Raw genomic sequence first — 12,175 nt, 5'->3', positions numbered from 1 at the left:
CGGCTTCGGCCGGGCTTTTCTTTTGTGGACAAGGAAAACGCGGCGCCGGCGCGGCTACCATGCCCGTCGCCACCGCTATGCAGGATAGGGCCCGATCCATGCACACGCCGAAACCTCGGCCACCCGCCACCCGCCAGGCGCCGCGCCACGGCTTGGCGCGCGTGCTCAGCAAACTCGGCGTCTGCTCGCGCAGCCAGGCCGAGCGGGCGGTGCGCGGGGGCAGGGTGACGGTGGACGGCCGCGTGACGCTGGACCCGGAGCGGCCCACCGATCCCGCGCGCCAGCGCATCGCGCTCGACGGCCAGCCGGTGGCGGCCGCAAGCCGGGTCTACGTGGCGCTCAACAAGCCCCGCGGCATCGTCACTACGGCCGCCGACGAGCGCGGCCGGGACACCGTCTACGACCTGCTGCGCGACGCCGGCCTGCCCTGGCTGGGCCCGGTCGGCCGGCTCGACAAGGCCAGCGAGGGCCTGCTGCTACTGAGCAACGACAGCGCGTGGGCGGCGGGCCTGACCGATCCGCAGCGCCACGTGGACAAGACCTACCACGTGCAGATCGACGCCATCCCCGATCCGTCCATGCTGGATCGCTTGACGCAAGGCGTGACCGACGAAGGCGAGCGCCTGGCCGCCAAGCGGGTTTCCCTGCTGCGCAGCGGCACCAGGAACGCCTGGCTGGAAGTCGTGCTCGACGAGGGGCGCAACCGGCACATCCGCCGCCTGCTGGCCGTGCACGGCATCGGCGTGCTGCGGCTGATCCGCGTGGCGATCGGTGGCCTGGCGCTGGGCGAGTTGCCCAAGGGGCAGTGGCGGCACCTCGATGAGGAAGAAGTCGCCGCCTTGCGGCGCTAGTCCTGCAAGGCGGCCACCGCCGATGGGTTCCTGCGCGGGGATGCGCGGCGGGTCGAGACGCGGGCGTGCCGTGCGGCACGCGCCCACCGATGGCGCGGATCGGCAGCGCGCTTTCGCGCCAAGCCTCAGATCACGCCGAGCTTCTTGCCGATCTTGGTGAACGCCTCGATCGCCCGGTCGAGCTGCTCGCGGGTGTGCGCGGCGCTCACCTGCACGCGGATGCGGGCCTGGCCCTGCGGCACCACCGGGTAGAAGAAGCCGGTGACGTAGATGCCTTCCTCCAGCAGTTCGGCGGCCATCGCCTGGGCTTTCTTGGCGTCGTAGATCATCACCGGCACGATCGGGTGCACGCCCGGCTTGATGTCGAAGCCGGCCGCGCCCATGCGGGTGCGGAAGTGGCTGGTGTTGGCCTTCACCTGCTCGCGCAGGTCGCCTGCCTCGGCCAGCATGTCGAACACCTTGATCGCCGCGGCCACCACGTGCGGCGGCAGCGAGTTGGAGAAGAGGTACGGTCGCGAGCGCTGGCGCAGCATCTCGATGATCTCGCCGCGGCCGGTGGTGAAGCCGCCGATGGCGCCGCCCAGCGCCTTGCCGAGCGTGCCGGTGATGATGTCGATCTTGTCCAGCACCCCATGCACCTCGGCCGAGCCGCGGCCGGTGGCGCCGAGGAAACCGGTGCAGTGGCTCTCGTCGATGTGCACCAGCGCCTTGTACTTGTCGGCCAGCTCGGTGATCTCGGCCAGCGGCGCGATGAAGCCGTCCATGGAGAAGGCGCCGTCGGTGCTGATCAGCTTGGTGCGCGCGCCGGCGGCGTCGGCCGCGGCGAGCTGCTGTTCGAGGTCCACCATGTCGCAGTTGGCGTAGCGGTAGCGCTTGGCCTTGCACAGGCGGATGCCGTCGATGATGGAGGCGTGGTTGAGCGCGTCGGAGACGATCGCGTCTTCCTCGTTGAGCAGTGGCTCGTATAGGCCGCCGTTGGCGTCGAAGCAGGCGGCGTAGAGGATGGTGTCCTCGGTGCCGAAGAAGTCGGCGATCTTCGCCTCCAGCTGCTTGTGCAGGTCCTGCGTGCCGCAGATGAAGCGCACGCTGGCCATGCCGAAGCCGTGGGTGTCGAGCGCGTCCTTGGCGGCCTGGATCACCTCGGGGTGGTCGGCGAGGCCGAGGTAGTTGTTGGCGCAGAAGTTGAGCACCTCCTTGCCGCTGTCGAGCCGGATCCGCGCCGACTGCGGCGACACGATCACGCGCTCGGCCTTGAACAGCCCCTGCTCGCGGATGGATTCGAGTTCACTGGCGAAGCGGGCCTGGCCGGGGTAGCTCATGGGTGTCGTCCGTAGGGTGGGAGGACGCCCATTGTGGGCCTTCGCGGCGGATCGGAAAACCGCCGCGGAGGGGGCAGGCGTGGATCAGTGCAGCCCGAAATCGACCCGCGTGGTCTTGCCCTGGTCGTCGATGCCCTTGGCGTCGAGCCTGGGCGCGAGCAGGAACACCCGCTTGGCGTCGATCTTGCCCTCGAGCCACTTGCGTACGGCGGCGGCGCGGCGGTCGGCGAGCTGGCGCAGCGCATTCTGGTCCACTGTCACGTTGGCCTCGAGCATCTTCTTCATCTCCTCCGGCGGCTGCGACTTGGTCAGGCCGATGAAGTTGCGCGGCTTGTCGAACTTGGCGTGCTTGTAAGCGCGCTCCAGGTAGCGGTCGTAGTCCTCCGGCGAGAGCGGCGGGGGTGGCGCGACGCCGTCCGTGTCCTGGTCATCGCCCTGTTCGTGGCGCACCAGTTCGTCCACCGTCACCTGGCGCAGGCCCTGTTCGTCGCGGGCGGGGTCGATGCGGCCCACGATGTCGAGGTTGAGCGAGGGGCGCTCGCCCAGCGCCTTGACGATCTGCGCCAGGCGATCCTTGGCGGTGGCGTCGAGCAGGGCCGAGCCGGGCGCGAACTCCACGTAGCCCAGATCCTGGCCGCCGTTGCCGCCGCCACCGAAGGCGGAGGCGAGCAGGCGGAACGGCGCGGTGGCGGCCTTGGCGATCAGGTTGACGAAGGCACGCCAGATCACCCCGCCCAGGCTGAACTGCGGATCGTCCAGCGAGCCGGACACCGGCACGCGCACGTCGATCTCGCCGCGCGAGTTCTTGAGCAGCGCCACCGCGAGCTTCACCGGCAGGTGGCTGATGCCGGGGCTCTCGATGCGGTCGCCGAAGGTGAGCTGGTCGATGAAGATGTGGTTCTCGGCCTTGAGCTTGCCCTGGTCGAGCAGGTAGTGCACGTCGGCGTTGAGGCGGCCCTTGAGGATGGGGTAGCCGGTGTACTTGCTGGAGTAGGCGCTCAGGTGCGTGAGCTCCACCCCGTTGGCCTTGCCGTTGATGTCGAGGAAGGCCACCGGCGCCAGCGGGTTGATGCTGCCGCCGATGTCCACCGGCGAGCTGTCGTCGAGCTGGCCTTGCAGCACCACTTCGGCCGGCGGGCCGCCCTGGGTGCCGAAGGCGCCGACCTTGCCGGTGAGCGCCGTGATGTTGGCGCTGTAGTTGGGCTTGATGAAGTCGTCGGTGTAGTTGAGCTGGCCGCGCGCGAGCATGATCTGGCCGATGCGGATGTCGGATGGCGGCGCGGGGGCGGCGGCAGTGGCCGCGGCGGTCGAGGCCGCCGGCGCCGGCGTCTCGACCTTGGGCGGGGCGGCCGTCGGCTGTTCGTTTTCGGCCCGGGTGACCGACACCGGCTGCGCGGCGCCCTGGCCGGCCACGTCGGCGAGGTTGAGGCGGCCGTTGGCGTTGACGATCACGCGCGCATAGAAATCGCTGAGCGCGATGTCGCCCAGCGCGAGGTGCAGCGGCCCCTCGCCGTGGCGGAAGTCGATCCCGTCCAGGGCCAGCGTGCGCCAGCGCAGGAAGTCGTCGCCGGTGAGCTTGTCCTGCACCAGCACGCGGGCCAGCGTGGCGCGGCCGCGGTAGCTCACGCGCGGCTGCGCGCCGCCGGCGTAGCGCAGCTGGCCGTCGCTGGTGAGCTGGGCGCGGGCCACGCTCACGTTGAGCGGCATGTCCACGTAGGGCTGGAAGCCGGCCAGCTCGAACTGCCGCGTCCTGATCTTGAGATCGGCGCGCAACGGCTCGGGTCGCAGCGTGCCGCCGGCCTCGAAGCTGCCCTTGCCGACCGTGCCGGAGGCGGTCAGCTTGAACGGCTGGCGCAACTGGTCGGAGAGGCCCTGGAGCTCGGCCTTGAGCGCTTGCAGCCGGACCCTGGCGGGCTTGCCGGAAGCGTGGTCGGTCAGCGTGAGCGCGCCGTCGTCGAGGCCGAGGCGATCGAGGCGCCAGTGCCAGGCCGGTGCGGCGCCGCCGCCGGCCGGGCGCGCCGCCGGTTTCGCCGCGGGCGCGCTGTCGGCCAGGCTGGCGAGGTCGAGATGGCCGGCGGCGTTGCGCTGCGCCGTCACGTCCAGGCCGTGTATCGCCAAGGCATCCAGCTGCGCCTGCCGGCCGGCGAGGTCGAAGCGGGCGAGGGTGGCGTCCAGGGCCTTCCACGCCACCAGCGTATCCGGGGCGCCGCGCTTGCCGAGGGCGAGGTTGCGGAGGCCGAGCCTGGCCGGCTCCACGTGCAGGTTGAAGGCGTCGTGCCAGTCCACCTGCATGCTGCCGTCGGCGTCGAGCCGGGCTTGCCGGACTTCGGCCTGCAGCGTGGGCGCGGCCAGCGCCTGGAGCGGTGCGGCGTCCACGTCCTTGAGCGTCAGCGTGCCGGCGTAGCGGCCGGCAGCGAGGCCGAGCTTGCCGCGTGAGGCCACGCCGCCGCCGTTGAGCCGGCCGCTCACCGCCACGGCGGCGGCCGCGGTCGCCTGCGTGTTCAGGCCACTAAGGTTGCCTTTGAGCGCATCCAGCGTGAGCGTGGCGGGCGCCGCGCCGGTGGCGTCGGTGTAGACGAAGCGGCTGCCGCCAAGCGCGAGGCTGGCGATGCCGACCTCGGTGGGCGGCGCCTTCGGGTCCGGCGGCGTGGCCTTCGCCTGGCCGCCGCCGGTGAGCGCGTCGAAGTTGCTGCGGCCGCCGGCCTGGCGCGTGTACGCCATGCTGGCCTGCTCCAGGCTCACCGCGCCGAACCGGTAGCGCGCGAGCAGCGGCTGCACGTCCGCCAGCGCCGCACTGCCGTGGCCGAGCGCGAGGATCGCCGCGCCGTCCTTGCCGGTCAGGGCGAAGTCGTCCAGCGCCAGGGTGCCGCCGAGACGCAGCTGCGGTGTCGGCTTGCTGTCGATGAAGTGCAGTTCCAGGTCGCCGGACAGCTGGCCGCGCGGGATCGCGAACGGCAGCGCGGCGGGCACGTAGCCCAGGTAGCGGGGCAGGTCCAGCCGCTCCAGGTGGAAGCCGACGATGGATTCGAGGCTGCTGTCGAAGGGCTTGGTCTGGCCCTGGATGCGCAGCGGGCTGCCGTCCACGCGCATCGCCAGCAGCGGTTGCACGAACACGCCGGTGTCGCGCGGCAGATTGGCGATGAAGGGGATGCCCAGTTCCAGCTGGTCGACGCGGTGGCGGGTGCCGAGCGTGCGGTCGTCGAAGGCGATCTCGCCCCCGTGCACCACGATGTTGGAAAGCGCGAAGCGCGCCGGCTCGGCGCCGGGCTTGGGCGGGCCGCCGGCGAAGCGCTCGATCAGGTCGGAGAAGTTGAAGCGCTGCGGCGCGCTGCGCACCAGGGCGATGCGCGGGCGGTCCAGCTCCAGGGCGTCCAGCACCGGCGCCAGGCGGAACAGCGAGGTCCAGGAGGCGTTGACCACCACGCGGTCGGCATCGACGAACGGGCTGCGGCCGTCTGCATCGCCCACGTGCAGGCCGGCCACGCTGAGCTTGAGCGTGAGCGGGTTGAAGCGGATCGCTTGCACCGCCACCGGCCGTCCGAGCAGGGCGCCGGCGCGCGTCTGCGCGTAGTGGCGCAGCAGGGCAGGCACCGCCAGCGCGGTGGCCACCACGTACAGCAGCAGAGCGACCAGCGCGATCAGCACCCAGCGGCGCAGCCGCCGTGAACGGTAGAGCGCCACCAGGCGCTCGCGCCAGCGATGGCGCCACGGCTTGCCCGTGCTCGGCTCGTGCATGGTCCGGCTTCCTCGTGAGGCGCCGCCGATGGCTTCGGCAGCGTTTCAATGGGACGAACGACGACTGGCGCGAGTGTACGCTGCCGCCGTGCCGACGCGCAGGACGGGGGCCGGTACGGTCGTTCATGTGGAGCGCGCTTGCGCGCGGGAAGCCTGCGCGGCGGCAACAACACCGCAGTCGCGCGCGGGGGGCGCCTACAGGGCCGGCGACGGGGCGCTCAATGCCAGGAGCACACCACCTTGCCGCAGCTGCCCGCGTCCATCAGGTCGAAGCCGCGCTGGAAGTCGTCGATGTGGATCTGGTGGGTGAGCACCTTCTGCAGCGGGAAGCCGGTGAGCACCATCTGGGTCATCTTGTACCAGGTCTCGTACATGCGCCGGCCGTAGATGCCCTGCAGGGTGAGGCCCTTGAAGATCACCTTGTCCCAGTCGATGCCGGCGCCCTTGGGCTGGATGCCGAGCAGGGCGATCTTGCCGCCGTGGTACATGCATTCGAGCATGTCGTTGAAGGCGCGCGGGTTGCCGCTCATCTCCAGGCCCACGTCGAAGCCTTCCATGTGTAGGTCCGACATCACGTCGCGCAGCGACTGGTTGGCCACGTTCACCACGCGGGTGGCGCCCATGTCGGCGGCGAGCTTGAGGCGGTAGTCGTTGACGTCGGTGACCACCACGTTGCGCGCGCCCACGTGCTTGGCGATGCCGGCGGCGATGACGCCGATGGGGCCGGCGCCGGTGATCAGCACGTCCTCGCCGATCAGGTCGAACTCCAGCGCGCAGTGCGCGGCGTTGCCGTAGGGGTCGAAGAAGGCGGCCAGCTCCGAGGGGATCTGGTCGGGGATCGGCCACAGGTTGGAGGCCGGCATGCTCATGTACTCGGCGAAGGCGCCGTTGCGGTTCACGCCGATGCCGATGGTGTTGGGGCACAGGTGCTGGCGTCCGGCGCGGCAGTTGCGGCAGTGGCCGCACACGATGTGGCCCTCGGCCGAGACGCGGTCGCCGATCTGGTAGCCGGTGACGCCGGGGCCGATCTCCACGATGCGCCCGACGAACTCGTGGCCGATGGTGAGGCCCGGCCTGATGGTGCGCTGGCTCCACTCGTCCCACTTGTAGATGTGCAGGTCGGTGCCGCAGATGGCGGTCTTCTCGATCTTGATCAGCACCTCGTTCGGGCCGACCTGCGGCAGCGGCACCTCCTCCATCCAGATGCCTTGCTCGGCGTGGCGCTTGACCAGGGCTTTCATCGTCTGCGACATGGGAGATCCGTGGGTTGGCCCGCGCGGGGCGGGCGGGGAAGAAAGGCGCGCAGTATAGACCCCGGCGTGCCGCGCGGCTTGGCGCGGCGCAGTGAGGAAGCCGCGCGCCGGGAGGCGCGCCGGCACGGCCGGGCGGGGCGGCCGCCGGCGATCGCGCACGGCCTGATTACAATGGCCGGATGCCGATCGACCAACGCCCCCTCGCGATCTTCCTCATGGGCCCGACCGCCTCGGGCAAGACCGCGCTGGCCTGCGCGCTGAGCGAACGCTTCCCGGTGAGCCTGGTCAGCGTGGACTCGGCCCTGGTCTACCGCGGCATGGACATCGGCACCGCCAAGCCGGACGCCGCCACGCTGGCGCGCTACCCGCACGCGTTGGTCGACATCCGCGATCCGGCCGAGCCGTATTCGGCGGCCGACTTCCGCGCCGACGCGCTCGACGCGATGGCGGCGGTCGGCAGGCAGGGCCGGGTGCCGCTGCTGGTCGGCGGTACCGGGCTCTACTTCCGCGCCCTGCAGCAGGGCTTGTCGGCCCTGCCCGAAGCCGACGCGGCGGTGCGGGGGCGCCTGGCGGCGGAGGCGGCGGAGCAGGGCTGGCCGGCCATGCACCGGCGGCTGGCCGAGCTCGACCCGCCTGCCGCGGCGCGCATCGGCCCCAACGACGCCCAGCGCCTGCAGCGTGCGCTGGAGGTGATCGCGCTGACCGGCCGGCCGCTGTCCGAACTGCAACGCGGCGGCAGCGGCGAGCGCTTCCCCTGGCGCGTGCTCAAGCTGGCCCTGTTGCCGGCGGACCGCGCGCCGCTGCACGCGCGCATCGCCCAGCGCTTCGACGCCATGCTGGCGGCGGGCTTCCTCGACGAAGTCCGCACGCTGCGCGCGCGCGGAGATCTCCATGCCGACCTGCCGGCCCTGCGCGCGGTCGGCTACCGCCAGGCCTGGGAGCACCTGGACGGCCGGACCGACGCGGCCACCTTCCGCGACAAGGGCGTGTTCGCCACCCGCCAGCTGGCCAAGCGCCAGATCACCTGGCTGCGCAGCGAACTGGACGCCCGCGTGCTCGACCCCGACCGGCCGGGCCTCGCCGGGACCGCCACCGGCGCCTTGGAATTGTTCCTTGCCGGCTCCATCTCCTGAGCTATTCGAAGGGTTGCTTCGGAAACTGTGGAGCGGTGCCCGTGGCGCGGCCCACGGCGTTCTTTCAACCTGGATTTAAAAGCGGTTAACATCCTTGCACCTTGGGCCGGGCGCCGTGTGCGTTTTTCTCCGGCCCGTCCGTTGCGAGGGGGAAACAACAATGTCCAAAGGGCAGTCTCTGCAGGATCCATTTCTAAATGCGCTGCGTAAGGAACGTGTTCCGGTAGCCATCTATCTCGTCAACGGCATCAAGCTGCAGGGCACGATCGAATCGTTCGACCAGTTCGTCGTCCTGCTGCGCAACCAGGTGAGCCAGATGGTCTACAAGCACGCGATCTCCACCGTGGTGCCCAGTCGCAACGTGCGCGTCAGCGGCGCCCCGGAGGGCCACGGCGAGGCGCATTCCACATCCGCCGAGGCGGAAGGTTGATCCACTCTGTTCGATAGACAAAAGAAAGGCGAGCGTGCCGTACTGCTGCTCCCATACGCCCGCGGCGATGGCGACGCGGCGCGGCGCGCGGAAGAATTCACCGAACTGGTGAAGTCGGCGGGCGCCGAGGTGCTGGGGAACATCACGGCGCGCGTCGAAGATCCCAACCCCCGCTTCTACGTCGGCAGCGGCAAGGCCGACGAGGTCGCCGAGGCGGTCCGTGCGCTCGAGGCGGATCTGGTCCTGGTGGACCACCTGCTCAGCCCGGTGCAGGAGCGCAACCTGGAAAAGCACCTGGGCGTGCGCGTGGTCGACCGTGCAGGGCTGATCCTGGACATCTTCGCCCAGCGCGCCCGCTCGCACGAAGGCAAGCTGGAAGTGGAGCTGGCGCAGCTCAAGCACCTCGCCACCCGGCTGGTGCGCGGCTGGACCCACCTGGACGCCCAGCGCGGCGGCGCCATCGGCAACCGCGGCCCGGGCGAGACGCAGCTGGAAACCGACCGCCGCCTGCTCGGCGAGCGCGTCAAGCAGCTCACCAAGCGCCTGGAGAAGGTGCAGGTGCAGCGTGGCCAGCAGCGCCGCGCGCGCCTGCGCAACACGGTGCCGCGGGTGGCCCTGGTGGGCTACACCAACGCCGGCAAGTCCAGCCTGTTCAATGCCATCACCGTGGGCGACGTGTACGCCGCCGACCAGCTGTTCGCCACGCTCGACCCCACCGTGCGCAAGCTCGACGGCCTCGACTGCGGCCCGGCCGTGCTGGCCGACACCGTCGGCTTCGTGCGCGACCTGCCGCACGACCTGGTGGCCGCTTTCCGCGGCACCCTGGCCGAGGCGCGCGACGCCGACCTGCTGCTGCACGTCTCCGACGCCTCCGACGAGGAGCGCGACCTGTTGCAGCGCGTGGTCGACCAGGTGCTGGAGGAGATCGGCGCCGGCGACCTGCCGCAGCTGCGGGTGATGAACAAGATCGACCTGATCGAGGCCGAGCCGCGCCTGGTACGCGATGGCGAGGGCCGCCCCACCCAGGTATGGCTCTCCGCCGCCACCGGCGCCGGGCTGGACCTCCTGCGCGAGGCGCTGGGCGAACTGCTCGGCGGCGACCGCGTGCAGTCGGAACTGCACCTGCCGCTCACCGCGGGCCGGCTGCATGCGCGCCTGAAGGCCGCCGGTGCGATCGCCGGCGAATCGGTGGACGAACACGGCTGGCGGCTCGCCATCGACGCGCCGCGTGCGGTGCTGGCTGCGCTGGGCGGCGAGGACGCCGGCCCCGTGCGGGCCCTGATCGAGCGCGCCGAGGCCTCGGGCGGCTAGCCGCGGGCGGGGCGGCGTCCGCGTCGATCTGCTAGAATCCGCGCTGTTTGTGCCTAGTCGCGCCCGAGCTTTCCCCTTTCATCGCGATACCCTCGCAGCCGACACGACTGTCATCATGCCGATTTCCAGTTCGACCCACGCCCGGTGCCCCGCGCCGGCCAAGACTGCGCCCGCGGGAGCCTGAGCCATGGCCTGGAACGAACCCGGCGGCGGCCAGCGCGACCCCTGGAACCGCCACCGCCCCGGTGGCGGCAAGAGCCCGCTGGACGAGACGCTGCGCAAGCTGAAGGCGCGCTTCGGCCGCTTCGGCGGCGGGCCCGGCGGCATCCTCACCATCGTGGTGGCGCTGCTGCTCGCCTGGGCGCTGTTGAGCTGCTACACCGTGGTGGGCGCCACCGAATCGGGCGTGGTGCTGCGCTTCGGCCAGTACGCGCGCACGCTCGGCCCCGGCTTCCACCTCAAGCTGCCGCAGCCGGTCGAGTCGGTGCGCAAGGTCGCCACCACGCGCGTGCGCTCGGTGTCCGACAGCGTGCGCATGCTCACCCGCGACGAGAACATCATCACCATCGACTTTACCGTGCAGTACCAGGCAGCCGACGCGCACAAGTACCTGTACGCGATGGACGACATCGACGGCACCATCGGCGCCGCGGCGGAAGCGGCCGTGCGTGGCGTGATCGGCCGTAGCACCATGGACCAGATCCTCTCCGGCCAGGGCACCGCGCTGGTGGGCGAGACGCGCAGCGAGCTGCAGCGGACGCTGGACAGCTACGGCAGCGGCCTCGTGGTCACCGAGGTGAGCTTCCAGAACGTGTCGCCGCCGCAGGAAGTGAAGGACGCCTTCGACGACGTCAACAAGGCGCGCGAAGACAAGCAGAGCGCCGAGAACAACGCCATGGCCAACGCCAACAAAGTGGTGCCGCTGGCCCGCGGCGACGCCGCGCGCATCACCGCCGAGGCCGCCGGCTACAAGTCCGAGCGCATCGCGCGCGCGCAGGGCGACACCGAGCGCTTCAACCTGCTGCTCAAGGAATACAAGGCCGCGCCCGAGGTCACCCGCCGCCGGCTGTGGCTGGAGACGATGGAGCAGGTGATGGCGCACAACGCCAAGGTGATCGACGGCTCGGGCGGCCGCAACATCATCAACCTGCCGACGGCCGCGCCGGCCGGCCCGGCCGCCGCCGGCGCGGCGGACCAGCCGACCCAGGCGCAGGGCAAGGAGGGGCAGCCATGAAGATCGCCTCGATCGTCCTGGTCGTGCTGCTGGTGCTGTTCGGCTTCAACAGCGTCTTCGTGGTGAACGAGGGGCAGAGCGCGCTGCTGCTGCAGTTCGGCCGCATCGTGCGCGCCGACTACGCGCCGGGCCTGCACTTCAAGCTGCCGCTGATGCAGCAGGTGGTGCCGCTGGACGCCCGCCTGCTCGAGCTGGACGCGCAGCCGGAGCGCTACTTCACCGCCGAGAAGAAGAGCGTCAGCGTTGACTTCTACGTGAAGTGGCGCATCGCCGACAACGCCGCCTACTACCGCGCCACCAGCGGCGACCAGATCCAGGCGGTGCAGCGGCTCACCCCGATCGTGAAGGACGCGCTGCGCTTCGAGTTCAACGCGCGCGAGCTGCAGGACCTGATCGCCGGCAGCCGCCGCGACATCACCGAGCGCGTGCGCCAGTCCACCGACACCGCGGCGCGCCGCAGCCTCGGCATCGCCGTGCTCGACGTGCGCATCAAGCGCATCGACCTGCCGGACGAGGTGAGCGAATCGGTCTACCAGCGCATGCGCGCCGAGCGCCTGCAGCTGGCCAACGAGCTGCGCTACACCGGCCAGGAAGCGGCCGAGCGCATCCGCGCCGACGCCGACCGCCAGGGCCAGGTGCTGCGCGCCGACGCCGAGCGCGACGCCGCCAAGGTGCGCGGCGAGGGCGACGCCCAGGCCGCGGCGATCTACGCCCAGGCCTACGGGCAGGATCCGGAGTTCTTCGCCTTCTACCGCAGTCTGGCCGCGTACAAGCGCTCGTTCCAGGACGGCAAGGGCGTGCTGGTGCTCAAGCCGGACGCGGAGTTCCTGCGCTACTTCAACGACGGTGGCGCGAAGCGCTGAGCGCCCGGCGATGCCGCACGACCTGTATGCCGTGTTGTGCCTGGTG

The 12,175-nt window shown here is 71.0% G+C and carries 9 protein-coding genes; 6 read left to right on the top strand and 3 right to left on the bottom strand.

Features of this window, described 5'->3' with window-relative positions; all coding sequences use genetic code 11:
• The coding region (locus ACH65_RS00300; protein ID WP_237561393.1) for a pseudouridine synthase at positions 1–851 on the top strand (851 nt) is incomplete at its 5' end.
• Positions 852–976: 125 nt separating this feature from the next.
• Here the strand turns inward: ACH65_RS00300 and kbl are convergent.
• The 3 genes from kbl to tdh form a co-directional block, all read right to left on the bottom strand.
• On the bottom strand, positions 977–2,170 hold the full coding sequence (gene kbl, locus ACH65_RS00295) for a glycine C-acetyltransferase (protein ID WP_049620567.1): 1,194 nt from the start codon (positions 2,168–2,170) through the stop codon (positions 977–979).
• Positions 2,171–2,254: 84 nt separating this feature from the next.
• Positions 2,255–5,905 (bottom strand): DUF748 domain-containing protein, encoded by a 3,651-nt coding sequence (locus tag ACH65_RS00290; protein WP_049620566.1) that lies wholly within the window; start codon positions 5,903–5,905, stop codon positions 2,255–2,257.
• Between the two features lie 218 nt (positions 5,906–6,123).
• Positions 6,124–7,146, bottom strand: a complete 1,023-nt coding sequence (gene tdh, locus ACH65_RS00285) for an L-threonine 3-dehydrogenase (protein ID WP_049620571.1) — start codon at positions 7,144–7,146, stop codon at positions 6,124–6,126.
• A gap of 191 nt (positions 7,147–7,337) precedes the next feature.
• Between tdh and miaA the strand changes: the two genes are divergently transcribed.
• The 5 genes from miaA (at position 7,338) to hflC (ending at position 12,129) form a co-directional block, all read left to right on the top strand.
• Positions 7,338–8,291, top strand: a complete 954-nt coding sequence (gene miaA, locus ACH65_RS00280; RefSeq protein WP_049620565.1) for a tRNA (adenosine(37)-N6)-dimethylallyltransferase MiaA — start codon at positions 7,338–7,340, stop codon at positions 8,289–8,291.
• Positions 8,292–8,451: 160 nt separating this feature from the next.
• Positions 8,452–8,721: an RNA chaperone Hfq gene (gene hfq / locus ACH65_RS00275; protein ID WP_049620564.1), complete on the top strand. Its 270-nt coding sequence runs from the start codon at positions 8,452–8,454 to the stop codon at positions 8,719–8,721.
• A gap of 6 nt (positions 8,722–8,727) precedes the next feature.
• Positions 8,728–10,032 (top strand): ribosome rescue GTPase HflX, encoded by a 1,305-nt coding sequence (gene hflX / locus ACH65_RS00270; protein ID WP_049620563.1) that lies wholly within the window; start codon positions 8,728–8,730, stop codon positions 10,030–10,032.
• A gap of 187 nt (positions 10,033–10,219) precedes the next feature.
• Complete coding sequence (gene hflK / locus ACH65_RS00265) at positions 10,220–11,266, top strand: FtsH protease activity modulator HflK (RefSeq protein ID WP_049620562.1); 1,047 nt, start codon at positions 10,220–10,222, stop codon at positions 11,264–11,266.
• Entirely contained in the window at positions 11,263–12,129 is an 867-nt protein-coding gene (gene hflC / locus ACH65_RS00260; protein ID WP_049620561.1) for a protease modulator HflC, read from the top strand. Before hflK ends, hflC begins: the two co-directional genes overlap by 4 nt.
• The last annotated feature ends 46 nt before the right edge of the window (positions 12,130–12,175 follow it).

Source organism: Frateuria defendens, from assembly GCF_001182895.1.
GTDB lineage: Bacteria > Pseudomonadota > Gammaproteobacteria > Xanthomonadales > Rhodanobacteraceae > Frateuria_B > Frateuria_B defendens.
This window is presented reverse-complemented; position numbering and strand designations above follow the sequence as displayed.

Coding starts and splice junctions, on each gene's coding strand:
- kbl (WP_049620567.1), bottom strand. CDS start 2,170: ATGAGCTACCCCGGCCAGGCCCGCTTCGCCAGTGAACTCGAATCCATC.
- ACH65_RS00290 (WP_049620566.1), bottom strand. CDS start 5,905: ATGCACGAGCCGAGCACGGGCAAGCCGTGGCGCCATCGCTGGCGCGAG.
- tdh (WP_049620571.1), bottom strand. CDS start 7,146: ATGAAAGCCCTGGTCAAGCGCCACGCCGAGCAAGGCATCTGGATGGAG.
- miaA (WP_049620565.1), top strand. CDS start 7,338: ATGCCGATCGACCAACGCCCCCTCGCGATCTTCCTCATGGGCCCGACC.
- hfq (WP_049620564.1), top strand. CDS start 8,452: ATGTCCAAAGGGCAGTCTCTGCAGGATCCATTTCTAAATGCGCTGCGT.
- hflK (WP_049620562.1), top strand. CDS start 10,220: ATGGCCTGGAACGAACCCGGCGGCGGCCAGCGCGACCCCTGGAACCGC.
- hflC (WP_049620561.1), top strand. CDS start 11,263: ATGAAGATCGCCTCGATCGTCCTGGTCGTGCTGCTGGTGCTGTTCGGC.